The organism is Salinicoccus siamensis (genome assembly GCF_055391965.1).
Genome location: NZ_AP043765.1, coordinates 1,285,296 through 1,304,809 on the forward strand (window position 1 = coordinate 1,285,296; position 19,514 = coordinate 1,304,809).

Sequence of the window (19,514 nt, forward strand, 5' to 3'; positions counted from 1 at the left end):
CATTACGCCACTCTTTTTTTAAACAATCCGAGTAACACCGCTGAAACTATCGTGCCTATCAACAGTGATATGAGGAACATCAGCCTGCCCTCACCGATTGTCAGTGCAACGAACAGTCCACCGTGAGGTGCATTCACCGTTGTGGCGAAAGCCATCGCAAGCGCGCCTGCTGTAGCAGAACCGATGACCATCGTCGGGATGACGCGGAGTGGATCTGCTGCAGCGAAAGGTATCGCGCCTTCCGTTATGAACGAAGCACCCATAATCAGGTTAGTCGGGCCGGATGACCTTTCGACCTCTGTGAACTTGTTCCTGAATATCATGGTCGCGAATGCAATTGCGAGCGGCGGCACCATCCCACCGATCATAGCTGCAGTAATCGGTTCCGCGTTGCCTGCTGAAAGTGCCGCAATGCCGAACGCATAAGCTGCTTTGTTTATCGGGCCACCCATATCGATCGCCATCATGCCACCGACAATGGCTCCGAGCAGAATGATGTTTCCACCGCTCATGCTACTGAGAGATGTATTCATCCATTCATTCAATGCACTCGCCGGAGGGTCGACGATATAGTACATGATCAGTCCTGTCAAGAACACACCGATCAATGGATAGAGCAGTACTGGTTTCAAACCATCCAACGTCTGCGGCAAGCCTTCAAGCACTTTTTTGATGCCGACCATCAGATAACCGGCAAGGAAACCGGCGATCAGGCCACCAAGAAAACCTGATCCCATTGTAGATGCCATAAGGCCGCCGATCATACCTGGAGCCAGACCTGGCCTATCAGCAATACTCATGGCGATGAAACCGGCAAGTATCGGAATCATCAGCTGGAAGGCATTTCCACCGATGAAGTTGATCATTTCAGCAAACGGGCTGTATTGTTCGTGATCCGGGTCTGCTGAATGGATGCCGAACATGAAACTGACCGCTATCAATATCCCACCAGCAACAACAAATGGCAGCATATTGGAGACGCCGTTCATCAAATGTTTATAAATTGAAGATTTTCCTTTGGATGTCTGACTTTCTTCAAGCTGTTTGCCCGATTTTTTAGCTGCATATGGCGCTCTCGAAGAATCAAGTGCCTGATTGAGCAGTTCCCCGGGACGCTTGATGCCGTCTGCCACCGGAACTTCGACAACGTTCTTGCCGTCAAAGCGTGACATGTTCACATTAGTATCAGCAGCAACGATGACACCTGCCGCTTTTTCTATATCCGCTTCAGTCAGTTCGTTTTTGACGCCGGCTGAGCCGTTCGTCTCGACTTTGATATCGTAGCCCAGCTCGCCTGCTTTCTTCTTCAAGGCATCTGCTGCCATATAAGTGTGCGCAATACCCGTTGGACACGCTGTGACACCAACCACATAAGGCTTGTCAGAAGATTCATCGGCTATTTCTTCTGCAGGTGCACTGTCGTCGAAATGATTGATGGTATCCAATATCTCATCTTTAGTCGATGCCGCCATCAATTGCTTGCGCGCTTTATCATTCATCAATATTGTGGAGAGCTTCGCAAGCGCATCGAGATGGGTCGTCGCCTGGCCTTCCGGTGCAGCGATCATAAAGAACACATAAGCCGGTTGTCCATCCATCGAATCATAATCTATCCCATCAGTGCTGCGTCCGAACATGATTGCCGGCGCCTTCACTTCAGAGGTCTGGGCGTGTGGAATTGCTATGCCGTCACCGACCCCTGTCGTGCTTTGCACTTCCCTTTTTTGAATCGCTTCAATGAAACGCGTCGAGTCCGTCACTTTGCCTGTCTGTTCCAAGCCCTCAGCGAGTTCTCTTATGATCGCATCTTTATCCTGGGCACGGACAGACATATTAATTGTATCTTTTGTCAGTAGCTCTGTTATCCTCATCATTTCACCTCTTCTATCGATTGAAGTTCTATCTTACCCACTAAACGTTCAATATCCGCCCTTTTGGCAAGATCGTCATTGAAAGCTGTGGCACTTCCTGAAGCCACTGCATATCTAAGCTGCGCTTCAAGTCCACTTCCCTTTTTACCAATGAATCCTGCGACCGTCGAGTCGCCTGCACCTACAGAGTTTTTGAGTGTCCCCGGTGGTGATGGCATGTGATAGACCGTATCCGTATTGACAAATAGCGCTCCTCCACTGCCGAGTGTCAGTAATACATTTGAAGCACCCTGCGCCAGAAGCTCACGACAGGCATTGATCCTCTCTTCCTGCGTACTGAGTTTACAGCCCACTATCTCTTCCAATTCGACATCGTTGGGTTTAATGAGATAAGGGTGATACTTCAACGTTGATACTAGCTTTTGCCCTTCAGTGTCGATGCTGAAGCCGATATTACGCTCATGGAGCAGACTGCTCAAAAATTCATACACATCCTTATGGTTCGAGGGGACACTGCCGGCAAACACGACATGATCACTCTCATTCAAGGATTTGAGTTGATCTTCGAGCTTGGCGAGATCATCATCTGTGATGATAGGTCCTGCTCCATTTATTTCAGTTTCCTCATCCGTCTTTAATTTGACGTTGATGCGGGTATCTCCTTCCACCCTTAAAAAATCATTTTTAATGCCGCTTTTTGACAATGTGGATTCAATGAAATCTCCGGTGAATCCACCTACGAATCCAAGTGCAGTCGTTTCAACACCGAGTTCATTCAAAATGCGGGATACATTGATGCCTTTACCGCCTGTGTATTTGGCAGTATCAGAACTTCTGTTGAGTGCACCCATTTCAAATTCCTTCAGCCTTACTACATAATCCACGGATGGATTGAACGTTACTGTATAGATCATTGGCTGCCACCCCCTATTATATTTGTCCTTGATTGGATTGCTTTAATGAAACCGTGGGAGGCATCGTCGGTAATGATCGCCGTCTCTTCTATATCGGCAAAATGGACGAATGCATTACGGTTGTATTTCGAACTGTCGACCAGTGCATATGCCACGTTGGACTGACGGATGGCACTCTTCTTTATGAACGCTTCTGCTTCTTTGGGTGTCGATAAACCATGTTCAGCTGAAATGGCATTTGTCCCTACGAAGCACTTATCGAAATTAAGATGATTGATCTTCTCTATGACTTCAGGCCCCACGACTGCTTTGGTCGCAGGTTTCACTCTACCAGATAAAACATGTGTTTCATGCCCGTTTCTGACCAACGGTTCTATCAGGGTGATGCCATTCGTCACAATCGTGATGTCCTCTTGATTGATGAAGTGTACCATTTCGTAAGTCGTGGTTCCTGCATCGATAAAAATGACATCTCCATTTTCTATCAATGAAGCAGCCGTTTGAGCGATTTTGATTTTTTTCGAGAGGTTTTTTACGGATTTTTCCCCATAATCTTCTTCTCTCTCGTTTTTTCTGGTTGTTGCCCCACCATGTACCCGCTGAAGGGCGCCTTCATCCTCTAGATGTGATAGATCCCTTCTTACAGTAGCTGAACTACTTTTAGTCAATTCAACAAGTTTTTTGACGGAGGCAGTTCCATTTTTAGCAAGGTGGTCCATTATGATTTCATATCTTTTTGACGTGAGCATTTAATCACCTTCTTGAGTGAATTTTATAGTAAAATTCACTCAAAATCAATCTTTTATAATCAATATTAATCATATTCAATCAAAAAAAATAACACCCGCGAATGCGGATGTTATTTCTTCGATTTGGGCTTACCAAGTATTTCAGAAAAAATGACGCCGTTGACGACATCTTGTGCCTCGAATGTAAGACCATTTTTCTTCAATTTTGGTTTTTCCTTTTTACCGGCAGTGCTTCTCTCTGTTCCTGCTTCTGGTTTACCAACTTCTATCGGAGCATTACGACTTCGGGACTGCCCCATTCTGGATTGACTTTCCTCTTTTACTCTCTCAGCCCAATCTGTGTTCCTCACTTCGCGTTCAAGATTCTGTGCTTGACGCCCAGCCCTTGTGTTCTTCACTTTATCTTCCATTGTGCGACTGGACGTACGCTCAGATGAAGTACGTTCACTGGAGCGGCGTTCCCTCGGTTGGCGTTCGCCTCGGGTAGACGCTGGCCTGGAAGATTGTCCGATTGGTTGTTCTTGACGAACAGGCTGAGTCTTGCTATCTTCTCCGTTGCCCATACGACGCTCAATCTCGCCCATCAGATCGCCAAACATGCCTTTTGATTCATCTGGCGTGTTCGGCTGTCTTCTTCTTGGTGCAGATTTGCTGGTCGGACGCTCCATCTTGCTCGGATCAATATTCCGCTCCTGATTTTTGCTTTTATCTTTTTGGCTGGTGATCGCTGTATAGATGATACCGCCCAAAAATATAAGCAGAGGAAGTATTTCCATAGTATCACAGCCTATTCATCTTGATCTTTGCGTGTCGGGTCAGTCATTTTATTGATCGAATCGCGCATGTTTGTATCCGCTTCGACATTTTTAAGGTCGTAGTAATCGCTGACTCCGATATTGCCGCTTTCAAGTGCCTGTGCAAACGCAAGTGGTACTTTGGATTCTGCTTCGACCACTTTCGCGCGCATTTCTTCTACGCGTGCTTTCATTTCCTGCTCTTGTGCGACAGCCATAGCACGGCGTTCTTCTGCTTTAGCCTGGGCGATATTCTTATCGGCCACAGCCTGTTCAGTCTGAAGATCCGCACCGATGTTCTTGCCGATGTCCACATCAGCAATGTCTATCGACAGGATTTCAAACGCTGTACCGGAATCGAGTCCTTTAGCCAATACCGTCTTTGAGATGCTGTCAGGGTTCTCAAGTACAGCTGTATGGCGTTTTGAAGAACCGATCGTGGAAACGATGCCCTCACCTACACGTGCAACGATTGTTTCTTCACCTGCACCACCGACAAGACGTTCGATGTTGGCGCGGACGGTGATGCGCGCTTTCGCCTTGACTTCAATCCCGTCCATTGCAACACCTGCAATGAAAGGTGTCTCGATGACTTTAGGATTGACGCTCATCTGTACTGCTTCCAAAACGTCACGGCCTGCAAGATCAATGGCCGCACACCGTTCAAACGTAAGATTGATGTCCGCACGCTGCGCTGCAATAAGCGCATCTACAACACGGTCTACGTTACCACCGGCGAGGAAGTGCGACTCCAACTGGTTCGTCGACACTTTCAGGCCGGCTTTATGTGCCTTGATCATCGGTTCGATGACTCGCTTCGGCTTGACCCGTCTGAGCCTCATTCCAACAAGCGAGAAAATACCTACATTAACGCCTGCAGCTATGGCAGAAATCCATAGCCCGATCGGCACGAAGGACAGGAAGAAGGAAATTACAATGAATGCAATGACGACCAAAAAGATGATCATCAATCCTGATCCTGTAATAAACATAAGATTCATATGATACGCTCCTTTTCATTATTCTTCTAATGGTCTGACGACTACGCGCGTTCCCTCGACATGTATCACTTTTACATCTACATTCCCTTCAATGAACGCACCTTCTGCAACAGCATCGATACGCTGGTCACCAAACTTGATTGTGCCTGATGGCCTGAGCGGAGTAACCGTTTTAGCAGCTTCTCCGAGCAGATACGACCGGTCATCAAATGACGTGTAACCAGACTCCTTATCTGTGGCATCCTCTAAAATCAGACGGCTCAAAAAAGGAATTTTCTTCTTTTTGAACTTCACAAATATCACCCATTCGACTAATGCCAATAAAATGATGGTAGCTAAGAAAATGCTGAAGAGCAGCATATCATCACTTACAAGCAAGATACTGAAAAGCAGCATCAGGCCACCCAAAATGCCAAGTATGGCACCGATTACAAAAAACTCGATTATAATGAACATCATGCCCAAAATAAAGAGCGAGAGTGATAACCCATTGTAATCTCCAACAAGAAGGTGTCCTGCATAAAACACGATAATTGAGAGGAAGGAGAGGAGGCCAAGTAAATTGAAGTTCTCGGAAAACAACTGATAGATCAAACCTAAAAAGAATATGGATAGTAAAATAAAGGCAATCAATGGCATGGTTACGACATCTCTGAAGGTTGTGATTAAACTTCCGAGCAAAAATGAATCTAGTATCGCCATTTGAATCCCTCCATTAAGTTCATTATACATTAAAACATACTATTATAAAATCGATTCCACTAAAAAGAGACAGCACACAAGTGCTGTCTCTATATATCGACTATTCAGAGGGAGTCGACCTATTTGAATTTGCGTTTACGGGCAGCTTCTGATTTCTTTTTGCGTCTTACACTAGGTTTTTCGTAAAATTCTCTTTTACGAGCTTCCTTGATCGTGCCGCTTTTAGAAACTGTGCGCTTGAAACGACGCAGCGCGTCTTCAATAGGTTCATTTTGCTTAACTACTGTTTTAGACATCGTCTTCCCTCCCTCCGGATAACAAAAAGCTTACTTATTACATAGCATCTACTATGTACTTATACATTATAATATATAGAGAAAATTGGGTCAACCGCTAATTAATAACTGCTTTCCCCTTGGCCACCGTTTACGATCGCTATACCGCTAGATGCACCGATTCTCGTTGCGCCACTTTCGATCATGAGTTTGGCATCTTCAAAGGAGCGTACGCCACCACTGGCCTTGACTCCCATATCTTCTCCAACAGTCATCCTCATCAGGGCGACATCTTCGACTTTGGCGCCTTCACCATTGAATCCAGAGGATGTCTTGACGAAATCAGCACCCGCCTTCTTGCTCAGTTCACACGCCTTAACGATCTCATCACTGTCTAAAAGCGCAGTTTCGATGATGACTTTGACGAGCACTTCCTGACCGGCTGCATCGCATACGGATTTGATGTCATTATAGACTAGATCTTCATTTCCTGACTTCAGTGCTCCGATATTGATGACCATATCCACTTCATCCGCTCCATTTTGAATAGCATTCATCGTCTCGAACGCCTTAACTTCAGAAGTAGAGGCTCCAAGCGGGAAGCCGATGACTGTACATACTTTGACGTTACTGTCTTCCAGCAGGTCTCTTGAAGTCGCCACCCATGCTGGGTTGATGCAGACGCTGCAGAAGTCGTATTCTTTTGCTTCCTTGCAAAGTTCGAAAATCTGATCTTGGGTTGCTTCAGGTTTAAGCAGTGTATGATCGATATATTTTGAAAGTTCCATTCTTCCACTCCATTACTTTAGGATCATCAGATGATCTTTTTATTGTCTCAATCCAAATAACTAAATCGTGCGCTCCAGATAGGCATAGGCTTTAACCATCGGTTTTTCGAGGACTTTAACGACTTCCCCTTTGCTGACTGGGTAACCTGGTTCAGTAATCTTCACTTTGATGAGCTCACCCGTCAAGGAGGCGTCTCCTTCTATTTCCACCTTCAGATAGTTATCCGAGTGGCCTATGAGCTTACCATCTTTCTCTTCCTCAGGTATGATTTCAAGCACATCATCCTTGAACAGTTCGGCATAGCTTGTCGCCAGGCGGTCAGAGAGCTCAATCAGGCGGTGGACCCGTTCATTCTTCACATTTTCATCCACCTGATCCGTCATGCGTGCGGCTGGTGTGCCTGTACGTATCGAATACGGGAATACATGCAGTTCAGAGAAATGGTGACGGTTGATGAAGTCATATGTCTCCATGAACTCTTCTTCTGTTTCTCCCGGGAAACCGACTATGACGTCACTTGTGATGGCGACATTCGGCATGATTTCTTTTAATTTGATGATGCGTGACTCGAAGAACTCCATCGTGTACTTGCGTCTCATGCGTCTCAAGACCGTATCACTACCTGATTGCAGCGGTATATGGAGGTGGCGGACTATCTTATTCGAGTCATTGATGACATCGATGACTTCGTCGGTCAACTGGCTCGCCTCGATGCTTGAAATCCTGAGGCGGTTCAAGCCTTCCACTTCTTCAAGGTCACGCAGCAGCTGGGCCAGATTGTAATCCTTGAGATCTTCTCCGTAGCCTCCTGTATGGATGCCTGTGAGGACGATTTCCTTGTAGCCTTCATTGACCAGTTGAGTCGCCTGTTCAATGACTTTCTCCGGGTCTCTTGAACGCATAAGACCCCGTGCCCATGGAATGATGCAGAATGTGCAGAAGTTGTTGCATCCTTCCTGTATCTTCAAGGTGGCACGTGTCCTATCCGTGAAGTACGGCACATCCATCTCTTCATATGTACGTTTCTTCATGATGTTCTTTACACCGTTGATCGGTTGGCGTTCCTCATGGTATTGGTTGACATAGCCAATCAGCTTGTCGCGGTCTTCTGTACCGATGATGATATCGACGCCCGGAATCTCCATGATATCCTTTGGTGCAGTCTGGGCGTAGCACCCTGTCACGCAGACTACGGCATCCGGATTTTTCCTGATGGCCCGCCTGATGACTTGTCTGCTTTTTTTATCTCCAGTATTCGTTACGGTACATGTATTGATGACGAATACATCAGCGTTCTGGTCAAAATCCACGCGGTCATACCCTTCATTTTTGAAGAGCTGCCACATCGCTTCCGTCTCGTAGTGGTTCACCTTACAGCCGAGTGTATGGAATGCAATAGTTTTTTCAGTCATTAAAATCAGATCTTTCTTCATAGAATTTGTCGTACATCTGCACCAAATATAGCACAGCCGGCCCGTTACTTCAATGGAGCCGACGATGCTTCGAATATGGTGCTGATGGCTGACAGCGCATATAACGGAGCTGTTTCTGCGCGCAGAATACGTGGCCCAAGATGGACTGAGTGAAAATGCGATAACCTTTCTATCTCACGTTCACTGAACCCGCCTTCAGGTCCGAAGATGATGGCTATGTGCTCGCCAGCTGCAGTTCCACTCGCCGCTTCGGCTAGACTGGCTGCACGCTCCCCTGCATTTCCTTCAAAAGCGAAGAATACATGGTCGAACTGTTTGAAGTCCAGTTGGATTGCCCCAACCTCAAATCCTATTTCCGGGATAATTTGGCGTCGGCTCTGTTCGCTCGCTTCCTTGATGATCTTCTCAAACCGTTCAAGGCGTTTCCGCCGTTTCTTATCATCCAGTTTGACGATTGACCGATCCGCTGCATATATCTGAAAGGCATGGGCGCCAAGTTCCGTTGCCTTCTGGAGCATCCATTCGAATTTCTCGCCTTTCAAAAGCGGGCACAGCACTGTCACATCAACCGGAAGTTCGGGGGATTCTTCAATCAATTCCACAGGCATAAGACTTACCGACTCTTCCACTGTAAGCAACTTACATAGATGCGTCTGTTTCGAAGCATCTACCATATGGACAGTATCTCCGGGCTTAAAGCGCATCACATTCCTGACATGATGCACATCTGACTCCGGAAGTTCGATAGCCTTCCCTTTTTCGATGACGTCTTTTGTGAAGTACCTCTGCATGGTGCTATACCTTCTGGGCCAATATGCTGACCCATCCATTCTCTTTTAGCACTTCTTCTATTTTGAAGCCTGCTGCACTCATATGGGAAGTGATTCCTTCTTGAGCTTCGGTTATGATGCCGGAAGCGATGAATCTCCCACCGTCATTCAGACGGCTATAGGCATCATCGATCATATCATCGACGATATGTGCGAGAATATTGGCGATGATGATATCATACTGTTCCGTCTCATCTTTCAACAGATCACCGGTCTCCAGTACAATATCCTCGGCACAGCCGTTCAGCTCGAAATTTTCACGGGCCACTTTAATTGAAAGATCATCAATATCGGTGGCTTTAAGGTCCCTTGCCCCCAAGAGATGTGCACCGATCGTCAGTATGCCGGAGCCTGTCCCGACATCGATGATCTTGTGTTCCGGTCTGACGATCCGCTCGACCAGCTTAAGGCACATGCTCGTCGTAGGGTGGTCTCCTGTACCGAAAGCCATGCCAGGATCCAGCTTGATCAATTTATTGCCTTCCAGAAATTCATACTCATCAAGCTCCCATGAAGGGACTATGACGAAATGCTCTGAAACGCGGAAACTATGGAAATATTTTTTCCACTCATTTTCCCAATCGGCTTCATCTATCTGCTTTACCGCTACTTTTATATCCGCTTTGGCATCCAATGGTTCTTCATCGATAAAGGAATGGATCGCATCCATCTTATCATCGAGATCCACCGTCTCATCGAAATAGACGACGATCCGGATGTCACTCTCCGGATAGTCTTTCGGGTCAAGGCGATATTTATCGTCGAAGTCATCTATTTTGCGCTTTAAAATATCGAGGGAGTGTTCAACCGACACTCCCTTGGATATTTTATTCAGAAAAATTGAGAATGACTCTTCATTGCTTTCTTTTGTATGGATTGACACTTCATTCCATTTCATGATCAGTCACCCTTAAAAAATCGTCTTGTTTTATCAAAAATATTTTCGTTCTGCTCCTGTATGTCTTCACCGCCATGTTCAGCCAATTGACGGAACAGATCAATCTCCTTATCGGAGAGCTTGGTAGGAGTCACAACTTTCACTGTCACGAAGAGGTCACCATGGCCGTAGCCATGAACATTTTTGACACCCTTTTCTTTAAGGCGGAAACGCTTGCCTGTCTGGGTGCCAGCAGGTACAGTCAATACGACCTCTGATTTCAGCGTCGGAACTGCGACTTCATCACCAAGGGCAGCCTGGGCGAATGAAATCGGCAGTTCATAGTGGATATCATCGCCATCTCTTGTGAACCTGGAATCGGCTCTGACACGGAAGACGATATAGAGGTCGCCTGACGGACCACCGTTCACTCCCGGTTCACCCTTACCTTGTAGTCTGACCTGCTGTCCATTGTCGACACCTTCAGGCACAGTGACTTCAATTTCGACATCTTTGGTTACAGTGCCAGCGCCTTTACAGACATTACATGGATCTTCGATCTCTTCGCCTGTACCTTGACAAGTTGGGCATGTGCGTTCGGTCTGTATCCTGCCAAAAGGCGTATTCTGTTCGACTGCGACACGGCCGGCTCCTGAACACATCTTACATGTCGTTTTTGAAGTACCAGGTTTTGCACCTGAGCCATCACAAGTCTCACACTGCACTTCTTTTTTGACTGTGATTGTTTTTGTGACCCCAAACACCGCTTCTTCAAAACTGATCGTCATGGTGTATTGGAGGTCGTCACCCTTCCTCGGAGCGTTCGGATCCATCCTACCGCCGCCTCCGAAGAATGAGCTGAATATATCTTCAAAACCTCCAAAGCCACCGGCGCCGCTGAATCCACCACCGCCGCCGAACTGCTGATTCATGCCTTCATGGCCGAAGCGGTCGTATTGCGCCCTTTTGTTTTCATCGCTCAATGTTTCATAGGCTTCAGATATCTCCTTGAATTTAGCATCTGAGCCTTCTTCTTTATTTATATCAGGGTGATATTTCTTGGACAGTTTTCTGTATGCTTTCTTTATGTCGTCTTTTGAAGCATCTTTACTGACACCAAGCACCTCATAGTAATCCTTCTTTGCCATACTATCGCCTCCAACCTGTATACTATATCATTTAAAAAAGTCAAAGCCAATGCGTTTGGCTTTGACTTTTCCTCAATTGAAATTATGGTTCTGCTTATTTTTTATCTTCTTCGTCATCCACTTCTTTGAAGTCTGCATCAACGACATCGTCATCTTGAGTGCCTTGTGTCTCTGCACCTTCCTGGGCTTGCTGTTCTTGAGCCATTTGCTCGTACAGTTTCATGGACATGCCTTGGACGATTTCTTCCAGTGCATCTTTTTTCGCTTTGATATCTTCCATATCAGTACCTTCGAGTGCAGTCTTCAATTCCTCTTTTGCACTTTCAGCTTTTTCTTTTTCATCCGCTTCCACTTTGTCGCCAAGATCTTCGATCGTCTTGTCTGTAGTGAAGACGAGTTGATCCGCTTCGTTCCTCAAATCAACTTCTTCGCGACGTTTCTTATCTTCCTCAGCATTCTTTTCAGCTTCTTCCACCATTCTGTCTATATCTTCATCAGACAGGTTGGAGCTGGATTCGATTGTGATCTTCTGCTCTTTTCCTGTACCTTGATCTTTAGCGGCAACATTTACGATACCGTTTTTGTCGATGTCAAATGTCACTTCGATTTGAGGTACGCCTCGTGGAGCTGGTGGAATGTCCGTCAATTGGAATCTGCCGAGTGTCTTATTGTCTGCAGCCATCGGGCGCTCACCTTGCAGTACATGGATATCGACTGCCGGCTGGTTATCTGCTGCTGTTGAGAACACTTGCGATTTGCTTGTCGGGATCGTAGTGTTGCGCTCGATCAGGACAGTGGATACGCCACCCATTGTTTCGATACCAAGGGAAAGCGGTGTAACGTCCAGCAGTACGACGTCCTGAACATCACCGGAGAGGACTCCGCCTTGGATTGCAGCACCCATTGCGACAACTTCGTCTGGGTTGACACTCTTGTTTGGATCTTTGCCCGTTTCCTTCTTGATTGCTTCTTGAACTGCAGGGATACGAGTTGAACCACCGACCAGGATTACTTCGTCGATTTCACTTGTTTTGATGCCTGCGTCCTTGATTGCCTGACGTGCAGGGCCTATAGTGCGTTCAACCAGGTTTCTGGACAGCTCTTCGAATTTGGCTCTCGTCAGAGTCTCTTCAAGGTGAAGAGGACCTGCTTCTCCTGCTGAGATGAATGGCAGGGATATTTGCGTGGAAGATACTCCAGAAAGATCTTTCTTGGCTTTCTCAGCCGCATCTTTAAGACGCTGTGTCGCCATCTTATCTTTAGACAGATCGATGCCGTTCTCTTTCTTGAAGGACTCGACCAGGTAATCGATGATCACGTCGTCGAAGTCGTCACCACCAAGTTTGTTGTCACCTGCTGTTGAAAGCACTTCGAATACGCCATCGCCGAGTTCAAGGATGGAAACGTCGAAAGTACCGCCACCAAGGTCGAATACGAGTATTTTTTCATCCTGCTCTTTTTTATCCAGGCCGTATGCCAATGCAGCTGCAGTAGGCTCGTTGATGATACGCTCAACTTCCATTCCTGCGATGCGTCCCGCATCTTTTGTTGCCTGACGTTCGGAGTCGTTGAAATATGCAGGTACAGTTACAACTGCTTTTTCAACTTTTTCTCCAAGGTAGCTTTCTGCTGTTTCTTTAAGGTTTTGAAGAATCATAGCTGAAATTTCTTGAGGTGTATAATCTTTGCCTTCAATCGTTTCCTTGTGTTCAGTACCCATATGTCTCTTGATGGACATGATCGTATTAGGGTTTGTGATCGCCTGGCGTTTAGCGACTTCACCTACTTGTTTCTCCCCATCTTTGAAAGAAACTACTGAAGGCGTCGTACGGTTGCCTTCTGCGTTCTGGATGACTTTCGGTTCCCCGCCTTCCAGTACAGAGACTACAGAGTTAGTTGTTCCCAAGTCGATACCGATAACTTTACTCATTACAAAATTCCTCCATTTTGGTTGATTGGTGTTACTTCATTCGTGTCGATGGCAAGCTTTATTCGCTTACTTTAACCATGCTCGGGCGGATGACACGGTCCTTCAGGATATAGCCTTTTTGGAATTCCTCAAGGATGATGCCGGCTTCTTTATCAGAAGACTCGGTCATGATCGCCTGGTGGAAATTCGGGTCGAATTCTTCTCCGACGCTCTTCACTTCCGTCACTTCATATTTCATCAATGTATTGACAAGATCATTGTAGACCATTTCAACACCTTTGTGGAGTGATACGAAAGACTCGGAGTCCCCCTCGATTTTAAGGGCCCGCTCAAAATTATCAATGATCGGGAGAAGATCTTCCACAATCTTCTGGTGTTTGTATTTGTTGTTGTTTTCAATCTCTTGACGATTTCTGCGCTTGAAGTTATCAAACTCAGCATGCAGCTTCAGATTTCTGTTTTCTTCATCTTCCAGCTTCTGCCTAAGCGCCTCGATTTCCTCGTCCTTTTGTGTGGCCTCTGATTGGGCTGAGGCGTCATCTGATACCACTTCAGCACTGTCGGCCTCAATTCCAGTTTGTTCCTGGTCAGTCGACTCATGCTCGATGATTGTGTCTTCATCCTCGGCATGATTCTTTTTTGCCACTGTTTCTTCGCTATTATTTTCTGTCACTACAATCACTCCTTTTTCATTTCCTGGTTCCGGATGGCGTACATCAATTGGATCACTTTTTTGTACCCCATCAATTCTGGACCGATGATCATCAAGTTGCCGTTCATGCCGTTTACATGAAAGTCCGTTGCAATGACTGAAATGGAATCATAGTCCCGATTCAATTCATCACTGAAATAGACATCAACGCCATCTATTTTAGTGAGATCGATCAATTCATTCAACTGATCTGATTCCATATCGTCATACAGCAGCTGCAAAGTGCTGATGTCGCTGCTGATCTGATGGATCAGATGGTTGAATCCGGAATGCCCCACTATCTGCCCCGGCTCGCCGGCAGTTTCTGCAGCTGCCCGCCCCAAGTTCGTCTTCAAGCTGTTAAGCGCATGCCTGACTTCCATTGCATGGATGATCTCCGGCAATCTGCTGATCGGCTGATCGAGCGTCAGCACATTCAGCTCGTTACCCAGCTTTTCTAACTCAGGTACCGTGATTGCGTCTTCCATATTGACTGGAATTTTTCGGATTGCACCTGATTGGAGCACGATGATCAATAATAGTGTGTGTGTGGTAATGGGTGTAAGCAAAAGGCCTTTTACTTTTTCATCTTCTTCAGATAAGGAAACCTGGGTCAGGTATTGGGTGGTCCCGCTGATCATATCTGCCAAAGAACGGCTCATCTGATCGCGGTCCATCTCCCTTTCCATCTTCGGCAGGAAAGTGAAGTCGAGTGCATCACTATCTGTGCTCAACTGCTGGTTGAGTCTATCAATATAGAATCTCAGCGCCTTCCTTGCCGGTATGCGACCTGCTGAGGTATGTGGCTTAGTCAAGAAGCCATCCGCTTCAAGCTTGGCCATTTCATTCCTCACAGTTGCTGAAGAGATGTCGAGGTTATACTTGTCGATCAGATATTTGGAACTGATCGGCATCATAACCTTCAGAAAATCATCAACTATCGAAAAAAGTATGAGCTCCTGTCTATAGGTTAAAATTGACTTCACCTCATTAGCACTCCATATCCTCAAGTGCCAATATTAATTTATCAAAATGGTCAAAGAATGTCAATCCATAAGTTTGAATTAATTCAAAAACACTCAATCGAGGAGAAAATCCATGAAAACGGTGTTGCCCACAAGCCGTCCTTTCTGCGTAAGTGATACGTAGCCGCTATGTTGTTCCAGATGTCCAGCAGCAATCTGACGCGCCAGCACTTCGCCATACACATCTTCTATCGGACCGTACTTTTGGCCGAATCTTGCCATGTCGACGCCCTTATTCATCCTCAGGCCAAGGAACATCTCCTCTTCCATCTGAGCTTTCTTTTCAAGGATGATCTTCTCTTTGACGACATTGCCTGATTCCCTCATCGCTTCTATATAATGGTTCACCGGTTTGATATTATAGTACCTTGTTCCGTCTATATAGCCGTGGCTCCCTGCTCCGACGCCATAATAAGGTTCATTCTTCCAGTATGTTTTATTGTGTTCAGATTCGTACTGTGGCATGGAGAAGTTTGAGATTTCGTATTGGGGATAACCCAATGCATCTAATCCATCGATGACATATAAATATTTACGCGCCTCGACATCGTCGTCATCCACTGTCATCTTGCCTTTCTTTATCTGATTATAGAAAACGGTGTGGGGTTCTATGATCAGCGAATACCATGACACGTGCTTTGGCTTCAGGGAAGCGATGTGGCTCAGACTGTCATCCAGGTCATCCATCGTTTCACCCGGCAGGTTATACATCAGGTCCAATGAGTAGTTGTTCAACCCTATCTTCTCCATATGATCTATGGCGTTGAAGATGTCCCGGTAACCGTGTGAGCGGCCCAGAACTTTAAGCAGATCTTCATTGAACGTCTGCACGCCAAGACTCACACGATTGACGCCATGGGTGTTAAGGACATCCAGTTTGCCCGGCGTCAATTCATCCGGGTTGGCTTCAAATGTAAATTCTTCTGTTATGTCGAATCGGTTGTTGATGACCGTCAGCAGGCGATCGAGCTGTGCCTCGGTCAGGGCGGTTGGTGTGCCGCCCCCGACGAATACAGTTCTGAAGTTCGTTTGTTCAATTCCTTCGAGTTCTGCAATCAGCGCATCCAAATATTGATCGACAGGCTGGTTTTTAATGAGCACTTTATTGAAATCGCAATATGTGCAGATCCGGTTGCAGAACGGTATGTGGATATATAGACTCTCTGTCATGATTTACTCTCCAATCAAAACTAAAAGCCACTGATGTAGTGGCTTTTAATCTTCATCCATTTTAAGTACGGCCAGGAATGCTTCCTGCGGTATCTCGACACTTCCGACCGACTTCATCTTTTTCTTACCTTCCTTCTGCTTCTCGAGCAGTTTACGCTTCCGGCTGATATCCCCACCGTAACATTTGGAAAGAACATTCTTACCCATTGACTTGATGTTCGTCCGGGCAATGATCTTTTGACCGAGGGAAGCCTGGACAGGCACCTCGAACTGTTGGCGGGGTATGAGTGTCTTGAGTTTCTCGACGATGGTTTTGCCGCGTTCATAGGCGAAGTCCCGGTGTACGATGACACTCAGGGCATCGACTTTTTCGTTATTGAGCAGAATGTCCATCTTGACAAGCTTACTTTCCTTATAGCCGATCAGTTCATAATCAAATGAAGCATAGCCTTTAGTCTGCGACTTCAGCTGATCGAAGAAGTCGAATACTACTTCTGAAAGTGGGATTTCATAGATGATGTTTACCCTGATGTCGTCAAGGTAATCCATGGTGATGAAATTACCCCGTTTCTTCTGGCACAGTTCCATCACTGCCCCTACATAATCGTTCGGGACCATGACGGTCGATTTGACGTATGGCTCCTCGATATGTGAAATTTTTTGCGGATCCGGCATCTCTGCAGGGTTGTCGACGGCTATCTTCGTATCGTCCGTCATATAGACATCGTAGATTACGGACGGCGCGGTCGCAATCAATTCGATGCCGAACTCGCGTTCAATCCGCTCCTGCACGATTTCCATATGGAGCAGTCCGAGGAATCCTGTCCTATAGCCAAAGCCGAGTGCTTGTGATGTCTCGGGTTCATAGACCAGCGAAGAATCGTTCAATTCGAGCTTCTCCAATGCCTCCCTAAGGTCAGTATACTTGTTTGCATCTATCGGATAGATGCCGCAGTAGACCATCGGATTCATTTTTTTGTATCCTTTGAGAGGCGCTTCTGCCGGGTTTTCGGCAGACGTAATCGTGTCCCCGACGCGGGAGTCGCTGACATTTTTGACTGAGGCCATCAAGTAGCCTACATCACCGACCGTCAATTCCTGCACAGGCAGTGGTTTAGGTGTATTGATGCCGATCTCGGCCACTTCAAACTCTTTGCCGGTGGCCATCATGCGTATCTTATCACCAGGCTTGACCGTGCCCTCGACGATTCTGATCGAGGAGATTACGCCGCGGTACGGATCATAGACTGAGTCGAAGATGAGTGCCTTCAATGGCGCAGAGGGATCGCCGCTTGGCGGTGGCACCGTTTCTACAACACGCTCCAGAATTTCTTCAATGCCGATATTCGCCTTAGCGGAAGCATGAATGGCTTCGTCTTTATCCAAGCCTATGACATCTTCCACTTCCTGGGCGATGCGGTCGGGTTCTGCTGCAGGCAGGTCAATCTTATTGATGACCGGAATCAGCTCCAGATCGTTATCCAATGCCAAATAGACGTTGGCCAGAGTCTGCGCTTCAATGCCCTGCGCGGCATCCACAACAAGGATGCCACCTTCACACGCGGCTAATGAACGGGAAACTTCGTATGTAAAATCGACGTGCCCCGGTGTATCGATAAGGTGAAAGATGTAGTCTTCCCCGTCTTTTGCGGTATATTTAAGTTGCACTGCATTCAATTTGATGGTTATGCCCCGCTCGCGCTCCAGATCCATGGAATCCAGTAGCTGCATCTTCATCTCCCTCGATGTGACCGACTTGGTATTTTCAAGGATGCGATCAGCAAGCGTACTCTTGCCGTGATCAATATGGGCGATTATGGAGAAGTTCCGTATATTTTTCTGTCGTTCCAGACGCTCTTGATCATTCATTTATCTTCCAACTTTCTCTAATAGCAATGGTTGTATTATAGCAACAATAACAATTTCATTCAAATCCTTTTCTGTTTATATTGCATAAGGGTGCGATGTTTGATAAAATACTTCTTGTTGCAATCAATGTTGTACAACTACAAGGTGGAGGTGAATGCAATGGCTAATATTAAATCAGCAATCAAAAGAGTAAAGACGACTGATAAAGCTCAACGTCAAAACATTGCTCAGAAAAATGAAATGCGTACTGCTGTCAAGCGTGCCATGACTGCAAAAGAAAATAATGCGGAAAATACGGAAACACTCGTTTCCAATGCTGTTAAATACGTAGATAAAGCTTCTAAAAAGAACTTGATCCATGATAATAAAGCATCCCGCTTGAAATCAAAATTGATGACAAAATAAATCCCTTCCTCTGTGAAGGGGTTTATTTATGAAGAAAGGCCTCCACTTGGAGGCCTTTTTATATTTCCAGAATAAAAAGTTCAAACAGGCTCTGTCGGTTCAGATAGCTGGATTTGAACTTATAGTCGATATCGCGGCATTTGACCATCTTCCGCTCCAATTCATCCTGACGGTATTTTCCTATCTCCCGTGCAGCCAACTTCACCCTGTAGGGGTGCACCTTCAGAGCTTTTGCGATATGATCTCCCTGATAGCCCTGCTGCATCATCAACTTAACTTGATACAGCAGCCTCAGCTGATTGATGATCAGATGCAGCAGCTGCATCGGCTCTTCATTCTGAAGCATCAGCGCACGGAGCAGTTTGACTGCACCTGCCTTCTGACCTGACAGTATGAGGTCGGTAAGCCTGAAGATATTCTCTTCAAGACTTACGCTGACTATTTCATCCACAGCCTCCTCGGTGATCTTCCCCTCTGTATAGAGGAGGAGTTTATCCAACTCATTCCTGACCTGGTCATATTTGATGCCGACACGTGCAATGAACAGGTTCAAAGCTTTAGGGTCCACCTCGACACCGGCTTCTTCAGCTGTCGTATTGATGAAACTCCTGACTTCATTCTCCGTCATCTCCGCCATTTCAGTGACGGTTCCTTTTTTCTTAAGCAGTTTGGTTATCTTTTTACGGTTATCAAGCTGCTCATTATAGACTTTGAATATGATGAGTGCGTCATCATTTTTATTGTTGATGTATTCCACCAGCAGATCAATATCATGATCTACTTCAGCGCGTACCTTAGCCCCTGTAAAAGAATAGGCATCATCAACTAGAATAGCCTTCCTGTCCGATAGGAAAGGCAAAGTTTGTGCTTCTTCTATAATCTGCTCGATCGTCGATTCCCTGTAGTTCAGAGCAACGATGCTGAAGTCATCCGCTTCCCCTACAAAATCCTCAGCCAATTTTTTTGCTTTTTCTGATATCCTTAATGCATTATTGCCATAAATGAGCTGTAAGCGGTCCATATTGGTCGTCACCCTTCTGT

General features: G+C 46.2%; 19 protein-coding genes. 1 reads left to right on the forward strand and 18 read right to left on the reverse strand.

Annotated elements, in window-relative coordinates:
• Nucleotides 1-2: 2 nt before the first annotated feature.
• The 17 genes from ACZ5LF_RS06690 to lepA form a co-directional block, all read right to left on the reverse strand.
• On the reverse strand, nt 3-1,871 hold the full coding sequence (locus ACZ5LF_RS06690) for a PTS fructose transporter subunit IIABC (RefSeq protein WP_380570310.1): 1,869 nt from the start codon (nt 1,869-1,871) through the stop codon (nt 3-5).
• Nucleotides 1,871-2,785 (reverse strand): 1-phosphofructokinase, encoded by a 915-nt coding sequence (gene pfkB, locus ACZ5LF_RS06695; protein ID WP_380570291.1) that lies wholly within the window; start codon nt 2,783-2,785, stop codon nt 1,871-1,873. Before pfkB ends, ACZ5LF_RS06690 begins: the two co-directional genes overlap by 1 nt.
• Nucleotides 2,782-3,534, reverse strand: coding sequence for a DeoR/GlpR family DNA-binding transcription regulator (locus ACZ5LF_RS06700; RefSeq protein WP_380570290.1), 753 nt, complete (start codon nt 3,532-3,534; stop codon nt 2,782-2,784). The genes pfkB and ACZ5LF_RS06700 overlap by 4 nt, the downstream gene beginning before the upstream one ends.
• 110 nt (nt 3,535-3,644) lie before the next feature.
• Entirely contained in the window at nt 3,645-4,310 is a 666-nt protein-coding gene (locus tag ACZ5LF_RS06705) for a hypothetical protein (protein ID WP_380570289.1), read from the reverse strand.
• Between the two features lie 11 nt (nt 4,311-4,321).
• The gene (gene floA / locus ACZ5LF_RS06710; RefSeq protein WP_380570309.1) at nt 4,322-5,296 is read right to left on the reverse strand and encodes a flotillin-like protein FloA; all 975 of its coding nucleotides are present in this window, start codon (nt 5,294-5,296) and stop codon (nt 4,322-4,324) included.
• A 51-nt stretch (nt 5,297-5,347) separates the two neighbouring features.
• On the reverse strand, nt 5,348-6,031 hold the full coding sequence (locus tag ACZ5LF_RS06715) for an NfeD family protein (protein ID WP_344700929.1): 684 nt from the start codon (nt 6,029-6,031) through the stop codon (nt 5,348-5,350).
• 119 nt (nt 6,032-6,150) lie between these two features.
• Entirely contained in the window at nt 6,151-6,327 is a 177-nt protein-coding gene (gene rpsU, locus ACZ5LF_RS06720) for a 30S ribosomal protein S21 (RefSeq protein ID WP_344700930.1), read from the reverse strand.
• 101 nt (nt 6,328-6,428) lie between these two features.
• Nucleotides 6,429-7,094, reverse strand: a complete 666-nt coding sequence (gene deoC / locus ACZ5LF_RS06725; RefSeq protein WP_380570288.1) for a deoxyribose-phosphate aldolase — start codon at nt 7,092-7,094, stop codon at nt 6,429-6,431.
• A gap of 60 nt (nt 7,095-7,154) precedes the next feature.
• A complete protein-coding gene (gene mtaB / locus ACZ5LF_RS06730; RefSeq protein ID WP_380570287.1) occupies nt 7,155-8,507 on the reverse strand; it encodes a tRNA (N(6)-L-threonylcarbamoyladenosine(37)-C(2))-methylthiotransferase MtaB in 1,353 nt (450 codons plus the stop codon).
• 65 nt (nt 8,508-8,572) lie between these two features.
• Complete coding sequence (locus ACZ5LF_RS06735; protein WP_380570286.1) at nt 8,573-9,319, reverse strand: RsmE family RNA methyltransferase; 747 nt, start codon at nt 9,317-9,319, stop codon at nt 8,573-8,575.
• 4 nt (nt 9,320-9,323) lie between these two features.
• Nucleotides 9,324-10,256, reverse strand: a complete 933-nt coding sequence (prmA, locus tag ACZ5LF_RS06740) for a 50S ribosomal protein L11 methyltransferase (RefSeq protein WP_380570285.1) — start codon at nt 10,254-10,256, stop codon at nt 9,324-9,326.
• Between the two features lie 2 nt (nt 10,257-10,258).
• Complete coding sequence (gene dnaJ / locus ACZ5LF_RS06745; RefSeq protein ID WP_380570284.1) at nt 10,259-11,383, reverse strand: molecular chaperone DnaJ; 1,125 nt, start codon at nt 11,381-11,383, stop codon at nt 10,259-10,261.
• A 94-nt stretch (nt 11,384-11,477) separates the two neighbouring features.
• A complete protein-coding gene (gene dnaK, locus ACZ5LF_RS06750; protein ID WP_380570283.1) occupies nt 11,478-13,313 on the reverse strand; it encodes a molecular chaperone DnaK in 1,836 nt (611 codons plus the stop codon).
• 58 nt (nt 13,314-13,371) lie between these two features.
• Nucleotides 13,372-13,986: a nucleotide exchange factor GrpE gene (gene grpE, locus ACZ5LF_RS06755; protein WP_380570282.1), complete on the reverse strand. Its 615-nt coding sequence runs from the start codon at nt 13,984-13,986 to the stop codon at nt 13,372-13,374.
• A gap of 5 nt (nt 13,987-13,991) precedes the next feature.
• Nucleotides 13,992-14,990, reverse strand: coding sequence for a heat-inducible transcriptional repressor HrcA (hrcA, locus tag ACZ5LF_RS06760; RefSeq protein WP_380570281.1), 999 nt, complete (start codon nt 14,988-14,990; stop codon nt 13,992-13,994).
• Nucleotides 14,991-15,083: 93 nt separating this feature from the next.
• The gene (gene hemW / locus ACZ5LF_RS06765; protein ID WP_380570280.1) at nt 15,084-16,199 is read right to left on the reverse strand and encodes a radical SAM family heme chaperone HemW; all 1,116 of its coding nucleotides are present in this window, start codon (nt 16,197-16,199) and stop codon (nt 15,084-15,086) included.
• A 45-nt stretch (nt 16,200-16,244) separates the two neighbouring features.
• Nucleotides 16,245-18,068: a translation elongation factor 4 gene (lepA, locus tag ACZ5LF_RS06770; RefSeq protein WP_380570279.1), complete on the reverse strand. Its 1,824-nt coding sequence runs from the start codon at nt 18,066-18,068 to the stop codon at nt 16,245-16,247.
• 159 nt (nt 18,069-18,227) lie between these two features.
• Here lepA and rpsT point away from each other — a divergent pair, with 159 nt between their 5' ends.
• Nucleotides 18,228-18,473 carry a 30S ribosomal protein S20 gene (rpsT, locus tag ACZ5LF_RS06775; protein ID WP_344700940.1) on the forward strand — a complete coding sequence of 82 codons (246 nt, stop codon included), beginning with the start codon at nt 18,228-18,230 and terminating at the stop codon, nt 18,471-18,473.
• 58 nt (nt 18,474-18,531) lie between these two features.
• Here the strand turns inward: rpsT and holA are convergent, their stop codons facing one another.
• Complete coding sequence (holA, locus tag ACZ5LF_RS06780) at nt 18,532-19,494, reverse strand: DNA polymerase III subunit delta (protein ID WP_380570278.1); 963 nt, start codon at nt 19,492-19,494, stop codon at nt 18,532-18,534.
• Nucleotides 19,495-19,514: the final 20 nt, after the last annotated feature.

What these genes read in the sequence shown, in the direction of transcription:
- hemW (WP_380570280.1), bottom strand. Translation starts at nt 16,199, where the DNA reads ATGACAGAGAGTCTATATATCCACATACCGTTCTGCAACCGGATCTGC.
- prmA (WP_380570285.1), bottom strand. Translation starts at nt 10,256, where the DNA reads ATGAAATGGAATGAAGTGTCAATCCATACAAAAGAAAGCAATGAAGAG.
- dnaK (WP_380570283.1), bottom strand. Translation starts at nt 13,313, where the DNA reads ATGAGTAAAGTTATCGGTATCGACTTGGGAACAACTAACTCTGTAGTC.
- ACZ5LF_RS06735 (WP_380570286.1), bottom strand. Translation starts at nt 9,319, where the DNA reads ATGCAGAGGTACTTCACAAAAGACGTCATCGAAAAAGGGAAGGCTATC.
- deoC (WP_380570288.1), bottom strand. Translation starts at nt 7,094, where the DNA reads ATGGAACTTTCAAAATATATCGATCATACACTGCTTAAACCTGAAGCA.
- rpsT (WP_344700940.1), top strand. Translation starts at nt 18,228, where the DNA reads ATGGCTAATATTAAATCAGCAATCAAAAGAGTAAAGACGACTGATAAA.
- ACZ5LF_RS06705 (WP_380570289.1), bottom strand. Translation starts at nt 4,310, where the DNA reads ATGGAAATACTTCCTCTGCTTATATTTTTGGGCGGTATCATCTATACA.
- lepA (WP_380570279.1), bottom strand. Translation starts at nt 18,068, where the DNA reads ATGAATGATCAAGAGCGTCTGGAACGACAGAAAAATATACGGAACTTC.
- ACZ5LF_RS06690 (WP_380570310.1), bottom strand. Translation starts at nt 1,871, where the DNA reads ATGAGGATAACAGAGCTACTGACAAAAGATACAATTAATATGTCTGTC.
- mtaB (WP_380570287.1), bottom strand. Translation starts at nt 8,507, where the DNA reads ATGACTGAAAAAACTATTGCATTCCATACACTCGGCTGTAAGGTGAAC.
- pfkB (WP_380570291.1), bottom strand. Translation starts at nt 2,785, where the DNA reads ATGATCTATACAGTAACGTTCAATCCATCCGTGGATTATGTAGTAAGG.
- rpsU (WP_344700930.1), bottom strand. Translation starts at nt 6,327, where the DNA reads ATGTCTAAAACAGTAGTTAAGCAAAATGAACCTATTGAAGACGCGCTG.
- floA (WP_380570309.1), bottom strand. Translation starts at nt 5,296, where the DNA reads ATGATCATCTTTTTGGTCGTCATTGCATTCATTGTAATTTCCTTCTTC.
- dnaJ (WP_380570284.1), bottom strand. Translation starts at nt 11,383, where the DNA reads ATGGCAAAGAAGGATTACTATGAGGTGCTTGGTGTCAGTAAAGATGCT.
- ACZ5LF_RS06715 (WP_344700929.1), bottom strand. Translation starts at nt 6,031, where the DNA reads ATGGCGATACTAGATTCATTTTTGCTCGGAAGTTTAATCACAACCTTC.
- holA (WP_380570278.1), bottom strand. Translation starts at nt 19,494, where the DNA reads ATGGACCGCTTACAGCTCATTTATGGCAATAATGCATTAAGGATATCA.
- ACZ5LF_RS06700 (WP_380570290.1), bottom strand. Translation starts at nt 3,534, where the DNA reads ATGCTCACGTCAAAAAGATATGAAATCATAATGGACCACCTTGCTAAA.